The sequence below is a fragment of the Nostoc sp. NMS2 genome (assembly GCF_017115105.1).
Classification (GTDB): domain Bacteria; phylum Cyanobacteriota; class Cyanobacteriia; order Cyanobacteriales; family Nostocaceae; genus Nostoc.
This window is the reverse complement of sequence record NZ_JABXKH010000047.1, coordinates 40,543-64,350: the sequence shown is the minus strand read 5'-3', so window position 1 is coordinate 64,350 and position 23,808 is coordinate 40,543. Positions and strand designations below refer to the sequence as shown.

Genomic DNA, 23,808 nt, shown 5'->3' with positions numbered 1-23,808 from the left:
AAGTTAGTGCGAAAAAAACCAAGTACACTAAGAAACGTAAATTGGCTTAAAACCTTTACTAATGACAAAAGACAGCCTTAGCCGGTTAGCTTTAATTGCGCCGACCTACTTAAAGTAAATATTCAAATTAGAAAGTCAAACACTAAAAAATGACGAATTAAATATGTTGAGATACCAACAATACATTAAAAACATAGTTTTTTAGGATATAAAACAATGATTACCACTGAATTAGCTAATGTTGGCGATATTATCCAGAATCAGAGAAAGTTTTTTGAGACTGGTAAGACTAAAGATGTCACTTTTCGCATTGAGCAACTTAAAAATCTCAAGCAAGCAATAATTGAGCATGAACAATCAATAGTCGAGGCATTAAAAGCAGATTTACATAAACCAGAATTGGAGGCTTACCTTACAGAAATCGGTGTCATCAAAGAAATCGATTACGCCATAAAACATCTTCAAAATTGGACTAAGCCCAAAAAAGCAGCCGTTTCCTTTGATTTTTTTTCCTACTCAGCAAAAATTTATCCAGAACCGTTAGGGGTTGTTTTAATCATTGGCCCTTGGAACTATCCATTTCAGTTAATTATCTCACCGTTAGTAGGTGCGATCGCAGCCGGTAATTGTACAATTATCAAACCTTCAGAAATTGCTTCTCATACCTCTGGTGTTATTGCTAAGATTATTGCCAAACATTTTGACCCAGCTTATATTGCAGTCGTAGAAGGAGATGTGGAAGCAAGTCAAAAACTACTTGCAGAAAAGTTTGATCATATCTTTTTTACAGGTGGCACAGCTATCGGCAAAATCATCATGGTAGCAGCAGCCAAATATCTCACCCCAGTGACTTTAGAATTGGGTGGTAAAAGTCCTTGTATAGTAGATACTGATATTAATCTTGAACACACTGTCAGACGAATTACTTGGGGCAAATTTATTAATGCTGGACAAACTTGTATCGCCCCTGACTATCTTTTAGTTAATAAAAAAATCAAAAAAGATTTAATAGATGGGCTGAAAAAATGCCTAAAAGAATTTTATGGTGATAATCCTGTAAGTAGTCCTGATTATGCCAGGATTATCAGTCAAAAACACTTTGATAGATTGGTTAATTTTCTCAAAGATGGTGAAGTTATCATCGGTGGAGAAAACCAGCCTTCAGAGCGTTATATCGCTCCCACAGTGATTGATAATGTCTCGTTGGAAGATCCTGTAATGCAGGAAGAGATTTTTGGGCCAATTTTACCAATTATTGAATATACTGACATTGCCGAAGCGATCGCGTTGATTAACTCTAGACCTAAACCCTTGGCGTTATACTTATTTTCTCAAGACAAAAACCTGCAAAAGCGAGTTTTGCAAGAAACTTCATCTGGTGGAGTCTGCATCAATGACACAGTGATGCAGGTTGGTGTCTCCTCTTTACCATTTGGTGGGGTAGGAGATAGCGGTATTGGTAACTATCACGGCAAAGCAAGTTTTGATACCTTTTCCCATAACAAAAGCGTATTGCAAAACTCCTTCTGGCTAGATTTAAAATGGCGATACGCTCCTTATGAGGGCAAATTGCCACTCATAAAGAAACTTCTGGGATAAAAAGGTTAAAGGGTACAGGTGATAGGGTATAGTTTTTCTTCACTGTAACCTGTAACCTGTTCCCTTCTTAACTCCTAACTCTTAAAACCCAAAAGCGTTGCTGTAACGCTCCTCAGCCCAAGGTTCACCACGGCGATGGTAGCCATTGCGCTCCCAAAAACCAAGTTCTTCACCAGCCAAAAACTCTAAACCATTAATCCACTTAGCACTTTTCCAAGCGTAGAGGTGGGGAACAACTAGCCGCATCGGACCACCGTGTTCAGATGGAAGGTCTTCACCAAAAACTTTAAAGGCAAAGAAGTTTTCTTCCCGGATGAAATCTTCTACAGAAATATTGGTAGTGTAGCCACCGTAGCAGTGTTCCATAATGTGGGCTACTTTTGGATCTAGCTCAATCAGATCCATGAAATCTGTAACTTTAATGCCAGTCCATTTGACATCAAGTTTAGACCAGCGCGTTACACAGTGGAAGTCTGCCGTGAATTCGTGTTGAGGTAGCGCCATAAAGTCTGACCAACTAAAGGTAGCAGGTTTTGCTAAACCCCAGACTCGAAACTCCCATTCCTCAATGCTGACTTGGGGAGTTGCGCCGTAAGTTAGTACGGGGAAACCTTTAGCTAAGTGTTGACCAGGAGGAACACGTTCCCCCTCTTCTTTCCCTGGTTTGTGAAAAAATTTTCCTAGCATAGTTGGAGAAAAATAAGTTTTCTCAAAGTGTTTACAAGCTTTCTTGCTGAGTTGCCAACACTACCAGATGTTTTACTTTTATATGATTATCACTCATTAATGATAGGTAATGGGTAATGGATGTTCCCAATTACTCACTACCAATTTTTCTCGAGCTAATGAGCTTGTGTAGAGTATATATGATTCAAAATGCAATCAGGAAAGCTAATAAAAAGCGTTGCTCCAGTAGTAAAAAGATTGGTGCTGTTTATGCTTTGCCTGACTGGGAAATTATGATTCTTCTTCCTCTTCTTCAGCAGCTGGATACACAAATGTAGAACGTCCAGTCAAAATTGACTTACCCAGAGAGAGGGCTTTCTGAGCTTCGACGACGGCTTTGTGCCTCCAGGTAGCTCGACGTTTATCTCGTTTTGATTTGGAAGTTTTCTTCTTAGGAACAGCCATGTCAGCAGATATCGTGATTCTTGACAACCTTCTTATTCTAGGCCATCCACTGACGCGAAGAACAACAGGTAAGTTGAATTGATAGGTTGAGATTAAAGTAGGACACGGCAACATAGGGAATTATTTAAGTATTCCACTCTTTGCGTCTCCATGTCTAGCTCAACGAAGAGGCAGTGGGAAGAGGGCTCTTAGCTGGGGGAAATGACCCCTTCTTCATGCTGTGAAGCTTCTTCGGAACATGGGTCTGAGTCCCCCACGGGAAACTAGCGCAACAGTTGGGGTCAATCCCCTTTCTGTTCTATTCCCCCTGCTCCCTGCTCCCTTGCCTCTTCTTCAATCCTTCATTTTTTGCTTGATACACCGTTAGCTGCGGTAGAGCCATTGTCAAAGAAAAGTAGCGATCGCGCAGTTTTGAAGTAAGTAGCCCAATTTTGAGCATCGGGACGCGATCGCCATTGGGGACGACTCACATCTAATGCCAGAACTGGTGCGATCGCTCCATAATTTTGTACGGACACAATGATGGAAACATCTGTCACCAAGATATCTTGGTCGAAGCTCCTCTGGGCAGCTGCTCTAGCGGCCGCTTCCGCCCTCCGTAGAACGGTTTCATAGTTTTCTTCCGGCAGGCGGTCAATAGCTAGATCGACTCTCGCGGTGTAAGCTCGCACAACCTGGGGTGCGATCGCTTCTGTCAAAAACCACGCAGGAACAGTAGATATGAGCAAAATTAATAAAGGAACTATCCGGATTCTTCTGGCAATTTGGCTAATAACTGAAAAGGGAGTGATCGATGATGGTAGGTGAGCAGCAATCTTGCTCATGACCTTCTATCTCCTTAGTGATGATCTGTTATTGAAATTAGGTAAAAGGTATTTTCCGACTAACTAACGTAATAAAAATTACATTCTAACTTAAGATTCGATGAGAATCACCTAGACTATAAGACATAGGTTAGCTTTGTTTTTTTGGCAAAGCCAACCGCAATTTTAAGACCAGCAAACAATAACTGACAAAGAGCGGGATGGCAAATTACTGGGCGATCGCGATTGGCATCAATCACTATCAGTTATTTCAACCTTTAAGTTGTGCCCAAGCGGATGCTGAGGCACTAGAGGATTTTTTGGTGACAGAGGCAGGCTTTCTCCCCAAACATTGCCTTCTAATGACGGATACTTCGCCGCCAATTGGCGATCGATCAACTTATCCAACTAAAGAGAACATTCTGCTGCTGCTTGAAGATTTGGCAGCGAGAAGTTGGCAACCGGAAGACTATCTATGGTTATTCTTTAGCGGTTATGGAGTCAACTACAAGGGCAAAGATTACTTAATACCAGCAGAGGGCAACCCCGAACTCGTGCAAGAGACTGGCATAGAATTGCGATCGCTAATGCAAAGTCTCCAACTTGCTGACTTAAATGTATTGCTACTACTCGATATCAACCGCGCTTTTGGCACTCAAGCAGATGCTCCCGTTGGTGAAGAAACAATAGAACTAGCCCAAGAACTACAACTGGCGACAATTCTTTCTTGTCAACCAGAGCAATTTTCCCACGAAAGTAGCGAATTAGGTCACGGATTCTTTACAGCAGCTTTGTTAGAAGCTTTACGTTCTGGTAATGGCAGTAACTTGTCAGATTTAGAAAGTTACCTAAGTCTGATCGTGCCAAAATTATGTCACCACCACTGGCGACCTGTCCAAAACCCTGCCACCATCATCCCATCAAGGGCGCAGGTAATCTTGCCAGAATTGGCAATGGAAAGTGACTTTGAAGCAAATCCGGTGATTTATCCCGAAGAATCCTTTGCTGTTGCTCTTGCAGCCCCTCCCCTCGACGATTACCCTAGAACTTCAGCAGAACGCGGCAAATGGCGAGAAGCAACTGTCAACTCCTCCCAGCAGGTAAAGGCTTATAAGGTCGAGAAGCCTAAAAGTCAACCAGCTCAAGAGTTAGCTACTAGCTTAGTTTCCCAGCCAATGGCGGAAACTTCTTTAGGAGAGAATCCCAGGGGAAGATTTATCCCCAATTCCTCTAAAGGTTACGTCTCTCGATTGCCATCAAATCAGCCAAGCCTCCCTTTTTGGAAACAGTTTCTCTTGTGGGGCGGAGGCAGCTTGCTAGTAGCAGGTTTAATCGCTGTAGTTTTTCTTCGCAATCAAGAAATTTTTAGAATTAAGCAAATATCAAGCACGTCGCCCAATACTAGCGATCGCCAGGCGATCGAGAATTTACCAAGCGATCGCGCTTCAGTAGTTAGACTTAACAACCAATCTAGCGCCCAAATCACCTCTAGTTCCGAGTCGAAAAAGCGGAATCAAGCAGTATTAGACTTGGCGAAAATGTCGCTCAGACAAACTCAGGCTAGCGATTTGAGCATGGCGATCGCTACAGCTCGGAAAATTAAACCCGGTGAACCACTATACGAACAAGCTCAGGAGAATATTAAGATTTGGAGTCGAATGATTTTAGATTTAGCAGAGGGTCGTGCTAAACAAAGACAGTATGCTAGCGCTATTGCCGCCGCGCGATTAATTACCAAAGATGAAGCCCCCTACGCCAAAGCACAAGCAGCTATTAACCTGTGGCGGCTAGAGGGCAAGCAGTATGTGAGTAACAAAACTCTTTTAGATGCAGCTAATGCCTTAATTAAGTCTGGACAGGCATCTACCTACAATCGGGCGATCGAAGTTGCCAAGAAAGTACCAGCAGGTCAACCAGGCTTTGATAGTGCCCAAAAATCGATCAATAAATGGAGTGAGAAAATTTTAGACCTGGCCAAGCGTCGTGCCAACGAAGGAGATCGCAATGCTGCAATTGCAACTGCTGCGCTAGTGCCAGAGGAGACAGGCGCTTACGAAGATGCTCAGGATGCCATCCAAAAATGGCAAAAAAAATAGTAAAAAAATAGTAAAAAAATAGCAGGGAGTTAGGAGTTAGGAGTTATATTGTTAATTCTTCACTCATTACTCCTCACTCCTCACTTTTCCCTCAGCAGTACTGCGATATATCTTCGCCGCATTCATCGGCTAGATAGCACAGCGCTCGGAAACGTAGACCAACCACTTCTTCATATAAGGGGTTAAGTTTGCACATGGGCGGAATGTGAAACAAGGTTTTCCCAAATACTTTGACATCTCGCTCAAAGGGGCACTGAGATGGGATCAGTTTGCACAAACGGTGAGCTAGTTGGCGATCGCGGACTTGAATGTTTTCTACACGCTGCCGTAAAGGTTGGAGAATATCCCAGTAAGGCTTAGAAATAGAACGGTTTAGCTGGGTTACTTTGTGGTCACTAGTCTCTGCTTGATTAATTGATACCCAGCTTGCCAGAAAAATCTTTTTTGTGGTATTGTCGAATACCTTCATGGTTAATCCTCTGTATTATTGAGGTTATTCACCTTTTTGATGAATATATACAACGTGGCAACGAACTTTCCCGGAAAAATCGCGTCCTGACTGCGATATAATGTGATACCTGATTAGCCACTTAAGTCAGAACCTAATTTATTACTACGTCAAGTTAATCGCAAATTTATGGGGATCGGTAGTGTAATATTACGATCTTGTTCATAACTTGACACAGTTTAAATTTTAATAAAGACATCCATCATTGGATAGGTTTTAGTGTAACATTTACAGAACTTAATATAAGGTTTTTCAAAAAGTATTTTTGCTAAGTATAAACATCAGTAATACCCTAGAAGGCATTTTTCCTCTCCGTGTTCCCACTTTCTCACGTAAGTGTGTTCTGTTTATTGCTGGCTGAATGCCTGATACCATTTCACTTTAAGGTTGATACAAATAGTCAGCAGGCGAGCAGGGGGACAGAATTAGAGACAAATCGTTTGTATCAGGCATTTCGTGAAATCGTATTAGAAGTAGAGAGAGGCTAGTTAACTTAATACAGAAACCTCTCCCTGGTTTTACTACACAAAACCGTCCCTCTCCGAGTCGGAGAGGGACAGACTTGAACGAAAGTTCAAGGCAGGGAGAGGTTTGTCTAATTCAGCTTAAGCTGAAAGCACCTGCTGGGCCGTCAGGGTTAGTTCTGAGAATATTTGAGAAATAATTTGCTGGTTTCCAGTAAACACAGTTTGCTTGTAACTATCATTGTCTAGCAAACACACTGTCACCTTATTTTTTAAGGGGTCAACAATCCAATACTCGATCACACCAATAACTGCATACTTAGAAGTTTTTTGGTTATAGTCCCGGTCAACAGATTCAGGACTTACCACCTCAACTAAAAGGGGTGGAGCAGTTTTGAGGATAGCCGAAGTACTCTCAATACTTTGTGCCTGTTGGTTGGTAATCACACAAATATCAGGTCGCCTGGGTTGTTTATTGGTCAGTACCTCTGTACCGTTAGGACAAGGTTGTAAAGGCAGTCCCATTTTTTGAATTTCTAAAAAGAAGCGAACTAAGAGTAAGGTGATAATCGCCTCATGCTTACCAGTCCCAGGAGGCATTTCTAGCAGCACCCCATTCTCAAGTTCATAGCGCTTGTCTGTGCCATCATCAAAATTGATGTATTCTTCAAGAGTACTAATTTTTATTGGTGTTTTAGTCATAGCGATCGCCTCCAATAACTATAGGCAAATACTATTTACTGTTTTACTGGGGCTTCTATACCCATAATAAAAGACTATATCTCACGCCAAAGCGCAAAGACATTAGAAAAATTCTACGTCTCTGCGCTTCTGGATGAAATTTACCTTAAATTCCCTATGATGCTACCTGAGCAGCAGTCCGAGTCCGTCGTCTTCTGCCATCGGCGACTTTTACGGGTGGCTCATCAGGAATTTGCATCAATAAAGTCACAGATGGCTGACATTGCAATTCCCGACGGATGGAACGTTGCAATTCTCGTTCTAAAGTTCCTTGCAATCCACCCCAGTCTATATCTGCTGCTTCACCTTCGCTAGGAGCAAATTCTGTCCAGCGCACGGTGAGGATTTCTTCAATGCGTTGTTTTACCCAGGTTTGGAGCAGCGATCGCTCTACACTTGTAACTACACCCCGGAGGTGAGTTTCTGGTTTCGCCAACAGTTTACCATTCCAATCAATGGCAGCTGCGATCGTGATAATCCCTTCTGAAGCCATGCGTTGCCGTTCTTGTAAAACTTTGGCACTTACCATACCCGAACTGGTAGTATCCACCAATTCGATACCAGATGGCACTTTACCAGCGACGCGAATAGCATCTTCAGTCAGTTCGACAATATCACCATTCTGAATAATGATCATATTCTCTGCGGGAATACCCATACTCTGAGCCGTTTCTGCGTGCTTCACCAGCATTCGATGTTCGCCGTGAAATGGCACAAAGAATTTGGGTCGAGTTAAGGCAATCATCAGCTTTTGTTCTTCCTGACAGCCATGCCCTGAGACGTGAATCCCTTTATCGCGTCCATAGACCACTTTTGCACCCTGAATCATTAATTTATCAATGGTGTTGACTACAGCGATCGTATTTCCGGGAATTGGGTTAGCAGAGAATACTACCGTATCTCCTTGGCGGATTTTAATATGAGGATGTTCTTTGTTAGCAATGCGGGTCATTGCTGCCATTGACTCACCCTGAGAACCTGTAGTTAAAATCAGTACTTTTTCATCAGGTAGATTGCGGACTGCGTGTAATGGTTGCAGCAGATTATCTTCACACTTGATGTAACCTAGATTACGGGCATGAGCAATCAAGTTGAGCATGGAACGCCCCACAATCGTCACTACGCGATTTTGTTTCTTGGCGATATCCAAAATCATGTTGATGCGATGCACGCTGGAAGCAAAGGTTGTGACAAATAATCGCCCAGTGGCTTGACTAAATACTCTCTCCAGATTGGGATAAACTGAACGTTCCGAAGGTGTAAATCCTGGTATCTCAGCGTTGGTGGAATCACTTAGCAGGCAAAGAACGCCTTTTTCACCATGTTCTGCTAATCGTTGCAAATCAAACTTTTCACCATCTACTGGGGTATGGTCAATTTTGAAATCCCCTGTGTGAATGACTACACCAAGGGGAGTATGAATGGCAACAGTAAAACTATCCGCGATGGAGTGGGTGTTACGGATATATTCTACTAAAAAGTTTTTGCCAATCCGTACTACATCACGTGGTAGAACTGTTCTGATTTCTGTGCGATCGCGGACTCCTGCTTCTTCCAATTTACCCTCTAGCATTGCCATTGCTAGCCTGGGCCCATAAATCACGGGGATATCAAATTGCTTGAGATGAAAAGCAATCCCGCCTATATGATCTTCATGACCGTGAGTAACGATCATCCCTTTAATTTTGTGGCGATTTTCCCGCAGATAGGTCGTATCTGGCAAGACAATATTTACTCCATGCATCGCCTCTGTGGGAAAAGCCAATCCTGCATCTAACAGGATAATTTCATCGTCATACTCAAAAAGACAGGTATTTTTCCCAATTTCGTGCAAACCGCCCAAAGGAATAATTTTCAAGGCGGAATTATTAGCTTCGTTGTTAGCCATTTTCTCCTTAGATTGTTACTTGTAGTTAATTAAGTTGATAGTTAACTTTCCTTGTATTTAAGACAACATCATCTGTTTCTTAAGTCAGTCTGAAAGCAATCAAGTTTTAATTGAAATTTTCAATTTTTTATTCAATAAAAGCGACTGTACACATAAGGATTTATAGTATATCTATCAGTCCTAGCACAGGTTTTTAAATTGCAACTTATGAACAATTATGGTCATTGTTTATATGTATCTTTAGAAAGCAGTAGATGACCAATGCTTAACTAGCTGGTGGCTAGATTAAACTAAGTTCTTTCAGAACCGCTTCTAACTTTTGACTTACTTCTAAGTCAGCTTCACATAGCGGCGGACGAGTTGAACCAACCTCCCAACCTTGAAGTTTCAGTGCTTTTTTCACTGGAATGGGATTTGAAGTGAGAAATAAAGCTTTAAACAACGGGAAGAGTTTGAGATGAATCTCACTGGCTACCTCAATTTTTCCTACACTAAAAGCTTGGATCATCTGCTGTAGTTGATTTCCTACCAGATGAGAAGCCACACTTACCACACCCTTTGCCCCGATCGCTAACAAGGGCAAAGTCATGTAATCATCACCAGAATAGATGTGGAATTCTTTTGGTGTCAAGCGACGAATTTCGCTTGCCTGATCTATGCTACCAGTGGATTCTTTAATCCCGACAATATTACTAACCTCAGCTAACCGGGCAACTGTTTCTGGCTGAAGGTTTTGTCCGGTACGACCTGGCACATTGTATAACAACAATGGTAAGTCGGGACAGGCTTGTGCTATTGCCTGAAAGTGCGCTTCCAATCCCGCTTGCGGCGGTTTGTTGTAATAAGGAACAACTTGTAAGGAACCATGTACTCCTATCTTAGACGCTTTTTGGGTGGCAGCGATCGCTTCTTTGGTGGAATTTGAACCACAACCTGCGATTACCTTGGCTTTTCCTGCCACGGACTGCAATACCTCGACAAACAACTGGTATTCCTCATCCCAACTCAGGGTAGGGGATTCTCCTGTTGTGCCGCACATTACCAATGTATCTGTTCCGTTGTTAGCTAGATGCGCCGCCAGTTCTGCCGCTACATCATAATTGACACTACCGTCTGCTTTAAACGGTGTAATCATAGCGGTTAAAACATTACCAAAATCTCCCACCCTGTTTTCACTCCTGATTGCCCATGTTTTTGTATCTTGGTGGTTTCCTATTGTAATAACCTATCTGCAAATTGCTTTCAAGTGTCATTTGTCATTTGTCATTTGTCATTTGTCCTTTGTCACTTCCCAATGACTAATGACTAATAGCTAATGGTTTGAGTAGATTTTTTTCTACCAGTAACTCGGCGATTTGTATTGCATTCAATGCTGCGCCTTTGCGAATTTGGTCGCCGCACAACCATAATTCCAACCCACAAGGATGAGAAATATCCTGACGGATTCTTCCCACTAAAACTTCATCTCTACCAGTTGCTTCAATTGGCATCGGAAAATGGTTAGTTTCCCAATCTTCAACCAATTTCACTCCAGGGGAGGAATTTAAAATTTCTCTGGCTTCCTCGGCACTAAAGGGAGTCTCAAATTCTAAATTAATGGCTTCTGAATGGGCGCGGAGTACCGGAACCCGTATACAGGTCGCAGTGATTCTGATTTGCTGCGTACCAAATATTTTTCGGGTTTCGTTGACCATTTTCATCTCTTCCTCACAATAACCCAAATCATTTAATGGTGAGTTGTGGGGAAATAAATTAAATGCCAGTGGGTAAGGCAATACCTCAGCAACTGGCGGCTGTCCTTGTAGTATAGCGCTTGTTTGGGTTTTGACTTCTGCCATTGCTCGAGCACCAGCGCCACTAGCAGATTGGTAGGTTGAAGCCACGATGCGTTGCACTGGTTTCACTTTATGCAATGGCCATACTGCCACAGCCATTAAAATCGTTGTGCAGTTGGGGTTAGCAATAATACCTTGGTGATTAGCTGCGGCTTGTGGGTTAACTTCTGGCACTATTAAGGGAACTTCCGGGTTCATCCGAAAGGCACTGGAGTTGTCAATTACCACTGCACCCTTTGCCACGGCAACTGCTGCCCAAGTCTTAGATGTAGAACCACCCGCACTAGCTAGTACTATATCGACATTTTCAAAGGCGCGATCGCGAACTTGCTCTACTGGGATATTTTCCCCTTTAAACCGCAGCGATCGCCCGACACTCCGCTCTGATGCCAATAACTTCAAGTCAGCAATCGGAAAATTACGGCTTTCTAATAATTCCAGCAACTCTGTGCCAACTGCACCAGTAGCACCCAAAATAGCTAAATGATAGGATTTCGACAAACTTGCTTCCTCCTTTAAGAGACTTATCTGCAATTTTTTGGAACAATTGACAATTTGTTTATATATAAATAGCGATCGCAGTCTTAAAATAAATTTTGAATAGATTTAGATTTTCTCTAATTTAGTCTATCTTTAATAGATTGAATAAATTTATTTTCTTGGTTATTTAATTAAGTTAAGTGATGTTTCACTTTACAACAACCGCCATCCAACTTTTTCTATTTATCTAGACTATATTATAGTAATTATACAACAAACCGCCATCTAGCAGAAAAATAGATATATCTGCACTTAGACGCTTGACCTGTAAGGTGAATAAACGTCTTGGCTGTAAAGTGAGTTGCCAGGATAATGAATGTACTATGATGAAGATGGTATAAAATTGGCGACCTCTAAAATTAAGCTATGCGGCTAGGCAGCACATTTACTCATATACCACAATATTAGCTAGACTCAATGGTATAACTTTGAAGTACTAACTACTGGCTGAAAATCAGGGTATCGCTGTATTAGGGACTTCCAACAAATAAATTACCCAATCTTGTGGGGTGGGCAACATGAGCGCCCACATACAAAGGCGCTCATGTTGCCCACCCCACAAGAAGTAGTTAAGTATTTTTTATTTGGAAGTTCCTTAGCCCACCGAATAATTAATTCTTGACTTTCCAGTGCTAAATTCAGACTAACTGAAAATTACGGACTGGGGAAGAGGGGTAAAAATCTTCCCAATCCGCAATGATTCAGCACTTATTACAAATATTAGGCAAAAAACCCCAGATGTTCTTAGCCCTGGGAGTGTCAATAATTGTTATGACGGTAAATTGTCAAGTCCTTGGTCATTAGCAGTAAACTGGATCTCTGTGCCAAGACACACCATCCATCTTTGGATGTCATGAAGCCTTGTGACAACCACCCCTCCTCCCTAAGAGACATCAAGCCATAAACATGAAAAATTATTGCGTCTTGTGTGTACTCGGAGATTAAAATACCAGAAAACTAGAGACGAAGCATGAAAGTTACCCAGGAAAAACTTCCCGCCAGCCAAATTGGCCTGGAAATAGAGATTACGCCGGAAATTACCAAGCAAACTTACGAACAGGTCATTAAAAACTTAGCGAGTACTGCCAATATTCCTGGGTTTCGTAAAGGCAAGGTACCTCGGCCGATATTACTACAAAGGCTGGGTACAACTCGTATCAAGGCAGCAGCACTGGAAGAACTAATTCAAGACGGCATTGAGCAAGCAGTTAAACAAGAAGCTATCCCGGCAATCGGTCAGCCGCAATTGCGCTCCTCCTTTGAGGATTTGATTAATAATTATGAACCTGGAAAACCTCTGACGATTTCGGCCGCTGTCGATGTAGAACCAGAAGTAAATCTAGTGCAGTACACTGATTTGGTTTTCCAAGCTGAAGAAGTCAAGTACGATCCAGAGCGAGTGGATAGTACCCTCGACAAGGAACGTCAAGAATTAGGGACATTGATTCCTGTGGAAGGACGTTCAGCCCAAATCGGTGATATTGCCGTAGTTGATTTTAAAGGCTCATTCGCCAAAGGCGAAGGCGAAGACGAAACAGCTGAACTAGAACCTATTCCTGGAGCCGAAGCAACTGATTTTCAAGTTGAGTTGCAGGAAGATAAGTTTATTCCAGGCTTTATTTCGGGAATAGTCGGGATGAATCCTGAAGAAACTAGAGAAATTGCGGCGCAGTTCCCAGATCCTTATGCTAATGAAGATTTAGCTGGAAAAGCGGCAACTTTCACAGTGACGCTCAAAGAACTGAAGGAAAAGGAACTACCAGAAATAAATGACGATTTCGCCCAGGAAATCAGCGATTTTGAAACTTTAGAAGAGTTACGCGCTTCTTTGGTAGAGCGATATCAAAAAGAGGCGGATGACAAAACAAAAACAAATAAGCAGGAAGCCTTGTTAACGGAACTGCTCAAGCACGTAGAAGTTGACTTACCACTAACCTTGGTTGAGCAAGAAGTGGATGCAATGCTAACGCAAACAGCAATGCGGCTGTCTCAGCAGGGATTAGATGTAAGGAAGTTGTTTACTCAAGATATTATTCCTCAATTGCGGGAGCGATCGCGTACTGAGGCCATCGAACGCATCAAACGTTCCTTGTCCTTGCGGGAAGTCGGTAAACGCGAATCTATAGAGGTAACACCAGAAGAAACCGCAGCCAGAGTCACAGAACTTTTGGAACAGTACCCAGAGGAGCAGGATGTTGATGAAGATAGATTGCGCTCAATTGTGGAAAACGAACTATTAACCGAAAAAACCATTGATTGGCTCTTAGAACATTCCTCAGTTGAACTTGTACCCGAAGGCTCCTTGAGTCCCACCGAGGAAACGGAAGCCGCAGAATCAGATGCTGATGCTGATGTATCTCAGACAGAGGAAGAAAACAGCGAACCTTCCACAGAAGTCACAGAAGGATAATAAAAAATCCCAAAGCCATAAGTTCACCAGTCCTGAGTTAAAGTACTGGTGAAATGGGTAAGGTAAGGGAGATAAGGAAGCAGGGACAGGGGGAGCAAGGAGCAGAGGGAAAAATAACCAATGCCCAATACTTCGACTTACCTCGGCTTCGCTCGGCACAAGTCGCTCAGTACAAGTGCCCAATGCCCACAGGAATAAAGTCAAAATAATTTAAAGAGTTAATGAATTTTTGGCAAATTGTGACACATGTTATGGACTGAGCTTGATACTGTGTTACACGAGAGCAAGTTATATGAGGCATAATGGTTAACACGTAGCTATAAAAATTCCATTCGTCGAAAAGGCAGCATTTGCTGCTGAAACATTTGTCCTAAATTATCGTCACAGAAAGCTTGTATGCTTGTATCGCAGTCGGGAAACCAACCCATCAGCAACCAAAGTCGAATAAACATTAACTCCCAGTTGAACAGCCCTAGCAACATCGTGCCGATGGTGGTAGAACAGTCTGGCATGGGAGAAAGGGCTTTCGACATCTACTCCCGCCTGCTGCGAGAGCGGATTATCTTTTTGGGAACGCCAATAGACGATGCCGTAGCCAACTCAATTGTGGCTCAGTTGTTATTCCTAGATTCCGAAGACTCAGAGAAAGACATTCAAATGTATGTTAATTCTCCTGGCGGCTCGGTCTACGCAGGGATGGCAATCTATGATACAATACAGCAAATTCGCCCTGATGTTGTTACCATCTGTTTTGGATTAGCCGCGAGCATGGGGGCATTTTTGTTGACAGCAGGGGCTGCCGGTAAGCGAATGTCTCTGCCCGACTCCCGGATTATGATTCACCAACCACTTGGTGGCGCTCAAGGTCAAGCTATTGACATTGAAATTCAAGCCAGAGAAATTCTTTATGTTAAGGCTAAGTTGAATCAGTTAATGGCTCATCATACTGGTCAACCCTTAGAAAGAATTGAAGCAGATACTGAGCGCGACTTTTTCATGTCGGCAGAAGAGGCCAAAAACTACGGTTTGATTGATCAGGTCATTTCCAGGCAAAATCTTCCCACAGCAGGGGAAAACGTCACCATTCTGAAATAAGAGGCTGGTATGTCTAAGTACGACTCCCATTTAAAATGTTCGTTTTGCGGCAAGTCTCAAGAGCAGGTGCGTAAATTAATCGCAGGGCCGGGAGTCTACATCTGCGATGAATGCGTTGACTTGTGTAATGAAATACTAGACGAGGAGTTACTCGATACCAATGGTGCGGCAGCACAACCAGCACCAAGAGCAGAACCACCTCAAAAACGGCGTACCCAATCTTCTAGTATTTCGTTTAATCAAATACCCAAGCCAAGAGAGATTAAAAAGTATCTAGACGAACACGTTATTGGTCAAGACGAAGCGAAGAAAGTCCTGTCAGTAGCTGTTTACAATCATTACAAGCGGTTGGCAGTCATTCAGTCTAAAGCCAGTGGCAAAGGTGGGGCTGATGATGCTGTAGAACTGCAAAAGTCCAACATTTTGTTAATTGGCCCAACTGGTTGCGGCAAAACTCTCTTAGCGCAAACCCTAGCGAAAATTCTGGATGTACCTTTTGCCGTCGCTGATGCTACGACGCTGACGGAAGCGGGGTATGTGGGAGAAGATGTGGAAAATATCTTGCTGCGACTGTTGCAAGTGGCAGATTTGGATATAGAGGAAGCGCAACGAGGAATTATTTACATTGATGAAATTGACAAAATTGCTCGCAAGAGTGAGAACCCGTCAATTACCCGCGATGTTTCTGGCGAAGGCGTGCAGCAAGCCTTGCTGAAAATGTTAGAGGGAACGATCGCCAATGTACCACCCCAAGGAGGGCGCAAGCATCCTTATCAAGACTGTATCCAGATTGATACAAGTAATATTTTGTTCGTCTGTGGTGGTGCTTTCGTAGGCTTAGAAAAGGTTGTGGATCAGAGAGTTGGCAAAAAAGCAATAGGCTTTGTGCAACCTGGAGAAGGCCAAACGAAGGAAAAACGGGCAGCAGATACTCTCCGCCATCTAGCGCCGGACGATCTAGTAAAATTTGGCATGATTCCTGAATTTATTGGGCGCGTGCCAATGGTAGCAGTAGTAGATCCGCTAGATGAAGAAGCGCTAATGGCGATTCTTACCCAGCCACGCAGCGCCTTAGTGAAGCAGTACCAAAAACTGCTGAATATGGATAATGTCCAATTAGATTTTAAAGCAGATGCTTTACGAGCGATCGCTCAAGAAGCCTACCGCCGTAAAACTGGTGCAAGAGCACTGCGGGGCATTGTCGAAGAACTTATGCTGGATGTAATGTACGAGTTGCCATCCCGTAAGGATGTGACACGTTGTACAGTAACACGGGAGATGGTCGAGAAGCGATCGACTGCCGAACTGATAATCCATCCATCTTCATTACCGAAACCAGAATCAGCTTAATAGTCATTAGTCATTGGTCACTTGTACTGAGCGACTTGTGCCGAGCGAAGCCGAGGTAAGTCGAAGTATTAGTCATTGGTAATTGGTTATTTGTCAAAAACTAAAGACTAATAACCATATACCAAGGGCAACTGACAAAGGACAAATGATAAATGCCTTATATTAAAGTTCGTGGCGTTGACCATTACTACGAATGGGTGAAAAAACCATCTGGTTCTTTGGTAAAACCAGTGATGGTTTTTATGCATGGTTGGGCTGGTTCGGCTAGGTATTGGCAAAATACCGCTAATGCTTTATCAGAGCAATTTGATTGTTTACTCTACGATTTGCGAGGATTTGGCCGTTCTTCTGGAAAGCCAACCATAGCCCAAGCAAGTGAAGCTGTTATCGAATCTGAGTCTTTGCAAGAAGAATCAGAGGCAATCAGAGAGTTGACTTATGAATTAGAAGAATACGCTGATGATTTGGCAGCTTTATTAGATGGGTTGCATCTTCAGCGCGTCTATATCAATGCTCATTCAATGGGCGCTTCTGTTGCTGCTTTATTTTTTAACCGCTACCCCCAACGAGTGGAACGAGGAATTCTCACCTGTAGCGGCATTTTTGAGTACGACGAAAAATCTTTTAGTGCTTTTCATAAATTCGGTGGCTATGTAGTTAAGTTCCGTCCCAAGTGGTTAAGCAAAATTCCATTTGTTGACCGGATGTTTATGGCGAGATTTTTATATAGTTCAATACCACATTCTGAGCGTCAAGCTTTTTTACAAGATTTTCTCGAAGCGGATTACGATGCAGCTTTAGGGACAATTTTTACTTCCGTTAGTAAGGCTCAATCTGAAGTGATGCCGCTTGAGTTTGCCAAGCTGACAGTGCCGACTCTGCTTGTTGCGGGGGAGTATGACAAAATTATTCCAGCCGAAATGGGGCGTAAAGCAGCTGCACTGAATGACAAAGTGGAATTTGTGATGATTCCTAACACAGCACATTTCCCAATGTTGGAAGATGCTCCAACTTATATGCAACTGGTGCAAGAGTTTTTACAAGTTTCCATACCAGAAGCCCAGGTGTAATAAATTGTGGGATTTCCAAGAAATAAATTAACGTGAGTTCGACGAACCTCTCCCTGCCTTGAACTAAAGTTCAAGTCTGTCCCTCTCCGAATCGGAGAGGGACGGTTTTGCGTAGTAAAATCAGGGAGAGGTTTCAATATTTACGCCAATTAGGTAATTACTAAATAGCCCGTCGAACTCACGTTAAATTAACTAAACCACAGAGACGCAGAGAGAGGGAAATAGAGAGGATTTTTACGCCAGTTTTGGGATATTTGACTTACAAACTTTGCTAACAAATCTGTTCTCGCATCAAAGTTAGTTGCAAGAAGTTATTTTCGGATAGCTTGCACAAATTCGGCAACAGCGTCGTACTGGTCAGGATGTCCGATATATTGCAGCAACAAAGCCGGGTCTAAATTCGGGAAGAAACCACTACGGTGTACTTCCTCATATTCGCCACCCGCATTTAAACGGAATATTTTTATCTGGTCAGATTTCCAGAACCAAACTTCAGGCACTTTCTTCGGTTTGAATAACTCCTTACGGTTAATAGTGCCACTAGTAACAATGATTTCAATAACAATGTCTGGCGTTTCTTTGTTGCTGCCAATACAGTAAGACTCGTCGGGTGTGCCAGAAGCATAGCCAGGTTCTTCAAGAGTGAAGCCACCAAGACCGTAAAACCGGATGCCCAACTCTCTCATGTAAGCTTCTAGCAAGTAGCTGAGAGTTCTTTTCACGTACTCATGTTTTTCACCAATGGGCGACATAATTTCTAATATTCCTGACAAATAAGAGAGTCGGACATTGCGGTTGTCCTTTAACTGTGCCTCTATACCTTTGAATTCCTCCCAGGAAACATTAGCTACGGTTACAAGTTTCTCTTGTATGGGATGGTCTAGAAGTGGAATACTCATATCGCCTCTCAACAGTTGCTTTGATTGATCAGTAGGTGAATCAATATAGATGTTTTTACCCCTCTCTTAATTATCTTTGAATTAACTCAAACCCAGTTCTCGTTTTAGTAAGTTAATCGAGTTAGTGCCGATATAATTTTCAACCTTAATCAGCTTTGGTGGACGAATAATATCTTCATCAGATGCTTGCACGGCTGCTTGCACTGCCGCAAAACTGGCTTGATCGCTGATTATTACCTCTGCCCGTTTAACCATTGCCTGAAGTTTATAGGCATCTTTTGGTTGCGAAGTCATTACCAGTAGTTCATCCCCTCGCAGACCGTGGAGGATGACTTCTGCTGCCCGTGCAATACCAGAACTGAGGCTAACTATGCCTACACAGTTTTCTTTTGGTAGGGTTTTTAAGAGGCTGAGTTCTTTGCTGTAGTCGTAGATATCCAGAGGAATTACCCGTGCAGCTTTCGGGGCTGCGATCGCTTCCACGTTACTGATAAAATACCGACTTGTGACTACTGTCGCAGAGGTAGTTTTATCTAACACAGCTGTTAATTCTTCCATTGCTACTAACTGCACTGGGATTTTTAGCGATCGCTCTAATTCATAGACCATCAATTCACCAGCACCCATATCATAGGATGGAACTGCAACCAGTACCCGCGCACTACAACGCAAGCGCCAGTCAATTTCCGCTAAAAATAGCTCTCTGGCTTGATTGAGCGAACATCCTTGAGAGAGCAAATCGTCAAGTGCTTGCTGGACAACTTGATATGCATCAGGATTTTGTTTGAGAATTGGTGATTGCAGCCTACTACCGCCCTCATGACCTTGGGCACGAACATAAATGCCCGAACCAGCCATACTTTCAACAAATCCGTCTTCCTCTAGTTGACGGTAAACTTTGCTAATGGTGTTACGGTGTAATCCCGTTTGCATTGCCAGTGCCCGTGTGCTTGGCAATTTGTAAGCAGGAGGATATTGCCGAGAAGCGATCGCAAAGCGGATTTGATTAAACAGCTGGGTTGATGCGGGAATTTCGCTGTCTGGCTGAATACGGAATTGAATCATCACCAAACCTCCTGAATACTAAGTGCTGAGTGATGAGTGCTGTTTTTTAGGTATTAAGTATTACTTTTATATCCAGCACTCCTTTAGTGACCAGCTGTATTTGCTACATATCAAATATTTGATTTACAAATAAAATTTTTCTGGTAGAAATTTTTAATCTGCTCACTATGGTATTTGGTAATTTTATTGGAAATAACCTCGGCATACTGGCATAGTTATATCAAACAAACACACCGTTAATCACATAACACTGGTAAAAATTATTATGGCAGAGCAAGCAATAATTACCACAACGGTTAATCTTTTGCAAGATAATATTCCAGTATCAGCTTATTTGGCAGAACCAAAAGAACCTGGAGCTTATCCAGGAGTGGTGGTATTACAAGAGATTTTTGGTGTTAACGTTCACATTCGGGATGTTACAGAACGGATTGCCAAACTTGGGTATGTAGCGATCGCACCTGCACTTTTTCAACGCACTGCTCCTGGCTTTGAAGCCGGATACACATCCGAAGATATTAAAATCGGCAGAGGTTATGCCGCGCAAACTCAAGCATCTGAGTTATTGAGCGATATTCAATTAGCAATTGACTACCTCAAAAATCTGCCCCAAGTCAAAAAAGACGGCTTTGGTTGTATTGGCTTCTGTTTTGGCGGTCATGTCGCATATCTTGCAGCCACCTTACCAGATATTAAAGCTACAGCTTCCTTCTACGGCGCTGGAATTACCACCCGCACCCCAGGAGGTGTAGCACCCACTATCACCCGCACCAAAGAAATTCCAGGCACTCTTTATGCCTTCTTTGGTAAAGAAGATGCTAGCATTCCACCCGAACAAGTAGATCAGATTGAAGCAGAGTTAGAAAAATATAAAATTCCTCATCGTTTGTTTCGCTACGATGGAGCTGATCACGGATTTTTCTGTGACCTTCGTGCCAGTTATAATCCTAAAGCGGCAGCCGATGCTTGGGAGCAGGTGAAACAACTTTTTGGTCAACTGATCTAAAAACCATGCAACCAAGTTCGTCATTGGTCATTTGTTATTTGCAAAGGAAAACTGACAAATGACAAATAGACAATCTAAACTTCAATGGCATTAGCTCAAATAAAAATTAATCTTCAAAAGTCATGAATTCCGAATCGAAACTTTCTCAAACAGCCAATTCGTCATTTACAATGGACGATTTTGCCAAAGCACTAGAAAAACACGACTACCAGTTTCAAAAAGGACAGGTTGTACATGGCAAAGTGTTCCAACTTGACCATGATGGAGCTTATGTGGATATTGGTGGCAAGTCGTCAGCTTTTCTACCGCGCGATGAGGCTTCTTTGAGAGCAGTTACCGATTTATCGGAGGTGCTGCCATTGCAAGAAGAAATGCAGTTTTTGATTATCCGAGATCAGGATGCAGAAGGTCAAGTCACCCTTTCTCGCAAGCAGTTGGAAATTCAGCACATCTGGGAACGACTGGCCGAAATGCAGGAAAATGCTCAGACTGTGCAAGTACGGGTTATGGGTGTGAATAAAGGTGGTGTCACCGTCGATATTCTCTCTTTGCGGGGGTTTATTCCGCGATCGCACCTCGCAGAACGTGATAACTTAGACGCACTCAAAGGTCAAAATCTGACTGTGGGCTTTTTGGAAATTAATAAAAACACCAATAAACTCATCCTTTCTCAGCGTTTAGCAACTCGTTCTAGCAACTTCAGCTTATTAGAACTAGGTCAACTGGTGGAAGGTAAAGTGACTGGTATCAAACCTTTTGGTGTGTTTGTCGATTTAAATGGTATGGGGGCTTTGCTTCATATCAAACAGGTAAGCCAAAAATTCATTGATTCTTTAGAAAAGGTATTTCAAGTTGGTCAGCCAATTAAAGCTGTAATTATTGACTTGGATGAAGGTAAAGGGCGGGTTGCTCTTTCTACCAGAGTTTTGGAAAATTTCCCTGGTGAAGTGCTAGAGAATATGGATGAGGTGATGGCTTCGGCTGAGGCGCGTGCTAATAGGGCTAATAATAAAGCATCTGAATAGTTTTGAAATGGGCTGCTTGCACAAAGCGTTTAAATCCCCATCTAAAACAATTTTGAATTGTTAATACTCCCCCTGCATCTACAAAGATGTGGGGGGATTGTAAATTGGGAAAAATACAATCTGACCTCTCTCCAAACCTCTCTCCTAAAAGGAGAGAGGCTTTGAGTTTTACTCCCCTTCCCTTGCAGGGAAGGGGTTGGGGGTTAGGTCTGTATTGAACTTAAGTTAGTAGTTAATGCATTGAAAAAATGGATCAAGTCGAATTTAGTAAGCAAAATGGCATTTGACTTACTCAAAATGAGCTTTTACTTATTCAAAAGCTGTGTTTACTTTCTCATTTCAGTGTTTTCCGCAAGTAAAATCAGCTTTTACTTACTCAAAAGCTGTATTTACTTTCTCATTTTGGTGTTTTCCGCAAGTAATCAAGCATATTGCTTTCTCAATATGCTTGATTACTGACTCATTCCAGTAATTCCCACACTCGTGACAACTATCCCTTTGAGATTACTTCTCTTTATCTTTCTCTAATGCTTCCTGGATTGCACGACGACAAAATTCTGGAGGATCATCCTTTGTAGATAGTTCTTCCTTCATAGTTTTTGTGACACGTAAGTTAAGACGCTCACTTAAAGATTCTTCCCTCTCTGATTTAAATGGTTTTAAATTTTCTGAATGACCTTTAGGGTTAGGCATTTATGTAGAAATATAAATATAATTTGAATCACTGGTAGGCAGCAGATTAAATTGTTTTTCAGTGGTTGCAACAACTTGCCGGAAGTACAACCACCAATATCCAATTCAAAAAATGGACACTACTATTTTATGTTCACGCGCTCTGAACTTGAAATCAAGACTATTAAAGAATTACGCGATTTGTGTCGGAGATACGGTGTCAAACCTACCGGGAATGCAGGATACAAAACCTCGTACATCGTAACTCTGATGGCATTTCCACTTTTAGCGCTCCAACAAATGAAGCTAGGTAAAGGGTTAAAATCCCCTAACTTTAACGCTATCCAGGTAATCAGTTCTGCCATTGAGGAGATGAATTCACCCACAGATGAAGCAAGCAGCACTGATTCGGATAACTTTAGAGGGCAGAAAAATGAGCTATCCTGACCGATATCAGCAAGAAAATCTGCTGAATTTGTACAAGACTAAGATGTCGCTTGAACAAGCTATCGACTTCTTGAGCCAGTAAAACTAATTCTATTAACCTATCCCCTGCATCTACAAGGATGTGGGGGATCTATTTTTGAAGTATTAAGATAAATAAGGTGTGACCAATTGGCTTAGTTGGCGTGAGGATATTTTGAGCATATATCGAGCATTTTGACAACTAAAAACGCTGCAACTATTCAATTTAGGTATTTATATGTTTCTAGTAACTGGAGCAACGGGAGGAATTGGTCGTAGAGTTGTCCGACTTCTTCGGCAACGAGAACAGTCTGTGCGGGCATTTGTTCGCCTTACCTCGCGCTACAGCGAGTTAGAACACCGGGGTGCAGAAATCTTTATCGGTGATTTGCTGCGGGAAAAAGATATTCAAAAAGCTACTCAAGGTGTGAAGTATATTATCAGCGCCCACGGTTCTGATAGCGATGCTTTATCCTTAGATTACCGCGCCAATATTGAACTGATTGACCAAGCAAAAGCCAATGGCGTAGAGCATTTTGTCTTCATTTCGGTATTGGGAGCCGATCGCGGATATGAAGACGCTCCTGTGTTCAAAGCTAAACGAGCAGTAGAGCGATATTTGGCAGCTAGTGGCTTAAATTACACAATTTTACGCCCATCTGGATTAGCATCTAACTTGCTGCCACTGGTAGAACGATTTCGGGAAACGGGATTGTATCTGCTGATTGGCGATCGCAAAAACCGTACCTCAATTGTCAGTACCGATGATTTGGCAAGGATAGTAGTGGATTCTGTGACTGTTGCAGGCGCTCGTAACCAGATTTTACCAGTGGGAGGCCCGGAGATTTTATTACGAGAAGATATTCCCCGGATTTTTGGTCGGATTTTCGCCAAAGAGCCAGTAATAATTAATTCACCACTATTTTTTATTGATGGGTTACAAGGTGCATTGGGTTTATTTAATCCCCAAATCCAAAAAGCTTTAGGAACTTATCGCACATTGCTAGCAAATGAATTTTTCTGTACAAAAGATGAAATTGCCAATTTAGAAGCAATTTTTAACTTCCAATTGGAGACATTAGAAAACTTTTTGCGGCGTTATCTAGCAGTTTAAATTAGGGAGTGGGGAATAGGGAATTTTAATAT

At 42.4% G+C, this 23,808-nt stretch carries 22 protein-coding genes; 10 read left to right on the top strand and 12 right to left on the bottom strand.

The features are described from left to right. The first annotated feature begins 216 nt into the window (after positions 1-216). Positions 217-1,599, top strand: a complete 1,383-nt coding sequence (locus tag HWQ36_RS08170) for an aldehyde dehydrogenase (RefSeq protein ID WP_292700410.1) — start codon at positions 217-219, stop codon at positions 1,597-1,599. A gap of 81 nt (positions 1,600-1,680) precedes the next feature. Here the strand turns inward: HWQ36_RS08170 and HWQ36_RS08165 are convergent, their stop codons facing one another. The 3 genes from HWQ36_RS08165 to HWQ36_RS08155 form a co-directional block, all read right to left on the bottom strand. Then, the gene (locus HWQ36_RS08165; protein ID WP_012407601.1) at positions 1,681-2,286 is read right to left on the bottom strand and encodes a sulfite oxidase-like oxidoreductase; all 606 of its coding nucleotides are present in this window, start codon (positions 2,284-2,286) and stop codon (positions 1,681-1,683) included. 270 nt (positions 2,287-2,556) lie between these two features. After that, positions 2,557-2,730 carry a 50S ribosomal protein L32 gene (gene rpmF, locus HWQ36_RS08160; RefSeq protein ID WP_094328804.1) on the bottom strand — a complete coding sequence of 58 codons (174 nt, stop codon included), beginning with the start codon at positions 2,728-2,730 and terminating at the stop codon, positions 2,557-2,559. 341 nt (positions 2,731-3,071) lie between these two features. Beyond that, complete coding sequence (locus tag HWQ36_RS08155; protein ID WP_292700392.1) at positions 3,072-3,554, bottom strand: hypothetical protein; 483 nt, start codon at positions 3,552-3,554, stop codon at positions 3,072-3,074. 200 nt (positions 3,555-3,754) lie between these two features. Here HWQ36_RS08155 and HWQ36_RS08150 point away from each other — a divergent pair, with 200 nt between their 5' ends. Further along, on the top strand, positions 3,755-5,629 hold the full coding sequence (locus HWQ36_RS08150; protein WP_292700389.1) for a caspase family protein: 1,875 nt from the start codon (positions 3,755-3,757) through the stop codon (positions 5,627-5,629). 91 nt (positions 5,630-5,720) lie between these two features. Here the strand turns inward: HWQ36_RS08150 and HWQ36_RS08145 are convergent, their stop codons facing one another. From HWQ36_RS08145 to HWQ36_RS08125, 5 genes are all read right to left on the bottom strand, one after another. Next, entirely contained in the window at positions 5,721-6,098 is a 378-nt protein-coding gene (locus tag HWQ36_RS08145; protein WP_292700386.1) for a Mo-dependent nitrogenase C-terminal domain-containing protein, read from the bottom strand. A 644-nt stretch (positions 6,099-6,742) separates the two neighbouring features. Next, a complete protein-coding gene (locus HWQ36_RS08140; protein WP_292700383.1) occupies positions 6,743-7,303 on the bottom strand; it encodes a Uma2 family endonuclease in 561 nt (186 codons plus the stop codon). Positions 7,304-7,457: 154 nt separating this feature from the next. Continuing rightward, positions 7,458-9,230 (bottom strand): ribonuclease J, encoded by a 1,773-nt coding sequence (locus HWQ36_RS08135; protein ID WP_292700380.1) that lies wholly within the window; start codon positions 9,228-9,230, stop codon positions 7,458-7,460. Between the two features lie 280 nt (positions 9,231-9,510). After that, entirely contained in the window at positions 9,511-10,395 is an 885-nt protein-coding gene (gene dapA, locus HWQ36_RS08130) for a 4-hydroxy-tetrahydrodipicolinate synthase (RefSeq protein WP_292700378.1), read from the bottom strand. A 133-nt stretch (positions 10,396-10,528) separates the two neighbouring features. Further along, complete coding sequence (locus tag HWQ36_RS08125; RefSeq protein WP_292700375.1) at positions 10,529-11,566, bottom strand: aspartate-semialdehyde dehydrogenase; 1,038 nt, start codon at positions 11,564-11,566, stop codon at positions 10,529-10,531. 1,009 nt (positions 11,567-12,575) lie between these two features. Between HWQ36_RS08125 and tig the strand changes: the two genes are divergently transcribed. Continuing rightward, the gene (gene tig, locus HWQ36_RS08120; RefSeq protein WP_292700372.1) at positions 12,576-14,015 is read left to right on the top strand and encodes a trigger factor; all 1,440 of its coding nucleotides are present in this window, start codon (positions 12,576-12,578) and stop codon (positions 14,013-14,015) included. Between the two features lie 317 nt (positions 14,016-14,332). Here the strand turns inward: tig and HWQ36_RS08115 are convergent, their stop codons facing one another. Beyond that, on the bottom strand, positions 14,333-14,527 hold the full coding sequence (locus tag HWQ36_RS08115; RefSeq protein ID WP_292700510.1) for a hypothetical protein: 195 nt from the start codon (positions 14,525-14,527) through the stop codon (positions 14,333-14,335). On the opposite strand from HWQ36_RS08115, the gene clpP reads away from it, so the two are divergent. The 3 genes from clpP (at position 14,478) to HWQ36_RS08100 (ending at position 17,530) form a co-directional block, all read left to right on the top strand. After that, on the top strand, positions 14,478-15,110 hold the full coding sequence (gene clpP, locus HWQ36_RS08110; protein ID WP_292700498.1) for an ATP-dependent Clp endopeptidase proteolytic subunit ClpP: 633 nt from the start codon (positions 14,478-14,480) through the stop codon (positions 15,108-15,110). The two genes, HWQ36_RS08115 and clpP, sit on opposite strands and share 50 nt — an antisense overlap. A 9-nt stretch (positions 15,111-15,119) precedes the next feature. Continuing rightward, positions 15,120-16,460 carry an ATP-dependent protease ATP-binding subunit ClpX gene (clpX, locus tag HWQ36_RS08105; protein WP_292700369.1) on the top strand — a complete coding sequence of 447 codons (1,341 nt, stop codon included), beginning with the start codon at positions 15,120-15,122 and terminating at the stop codon, positions 16,458-16,460. 152 nt (positions 16,461-16,612) lie between these two features. Further along, a complete protein-coding gene (locus HWQ36_RS08100) occupies positions 16,613-17,530 on the top strand; it encodes an alpha/beta hydrolase (protein ID WP_292700366.1) in 918 nt (305 codons plus the stop codon). Between the two features lie 311 nt (positions 17,531-17,841). Here the strand turns inward: HWQ36_RS08100 and HWQ36_RS08095 are convergent, their stop codons facing one another. Further along, the gene (locus tag HWQ36_RS08095; RefSeq protein WP_292700364.1) at positions 17,842-18,429 is read right to left on the bottom strand and encodes a Uma2 family endonuclease; all 588 of its coding nucleotides are present in this window, start codon (positions 18,427-18,429) and stop codon (positions 17,842-17,844) included. 81 nt (positions 18,430-18,510) lie between these two features. Continuing rightward, positions 18,511-19,494, bottom strand: a complete 984-nt coding sequence (locus tag HWQ36_RS08090; protein ID WP_114085559.1) for a GntR family transcriptional regulator — start codon at positions 19,492-19,494, stop codon at positions 18,511-18,513. 265 nt (positions 19,495-19,759) lie between these two features. On the opposite strand from HWQ36_RS08090, the gene HWQ36_RS08085 reads away from it, so the two are divergent. Together HWQ36_RS08085 and HWQ36_RS08080 are read left to right on the top strand one after the other, a co-directional pair. Beyond that, positions 19,760-20,500, top strand: coding sequence for a dienelactone hydrolase family protein (locus HWQ36_RS08085; protein WP_292700360.1), 741 nt, complete (start codon positions 19,760-19,762; stop codon positions 20,498-20,500). A 122-nt stretch (positions 20,501-20,622) separates the two neighbouring features. Beyond that, complete coding sequence (locus HWQ36_RS08080) at positions 20,623-21,525, top strand: S1 RNA-binding domain-containing protein (protein ID WP_292700357.1); 903 nt, start codon at positions 20,623-20,625, stop codon at positions 21,523-21,525. Between the two features lie 504 nt (positions 21,526-22,029). Here HWQ36_RS08080 and HWQ36_RS08075 read toward each other — a convergent pair. Further along, positions 22,030-22,218, bottom strand: coding sequence for a hypothetical protein (locus tag HWQ36_RS08075; RefSeq protein WP_292700354.1), 189 nt, complete (start codon positions 22,216-22,218; stop codon positions 22,030-22,032). A 129-nt stretch (positions 22,219-22,347) separates the two neighbouring features. Between HWQ36_RS08075 and HWQ36_RS08070 the strand changes: the two genes are divergently transcribed. Then, positions 22,348-22,644, top strand: coding sequence for a hypothetical protein (locus tag HWQ36_RS08070; protein ID WP_366828612.1), 297 nt, complete (start codon positions 22,348-22,350; stop codon positions 22,642-22,644). A gap of 256 nt (positions 22,645-22,900) precedes the next feature. Beyond that, positions 22,901-23,776, top strand: a complete 876-nt coding sequence (locus HWQ36_RS08065; protein WP_292700351.1) for an SDR family oxidoreductase — start codon at positions 22,901-22,903, stop codon at positions 23,774-23,776. Positions 23,777-23,808: the final 32 nt, after the last annotated feature.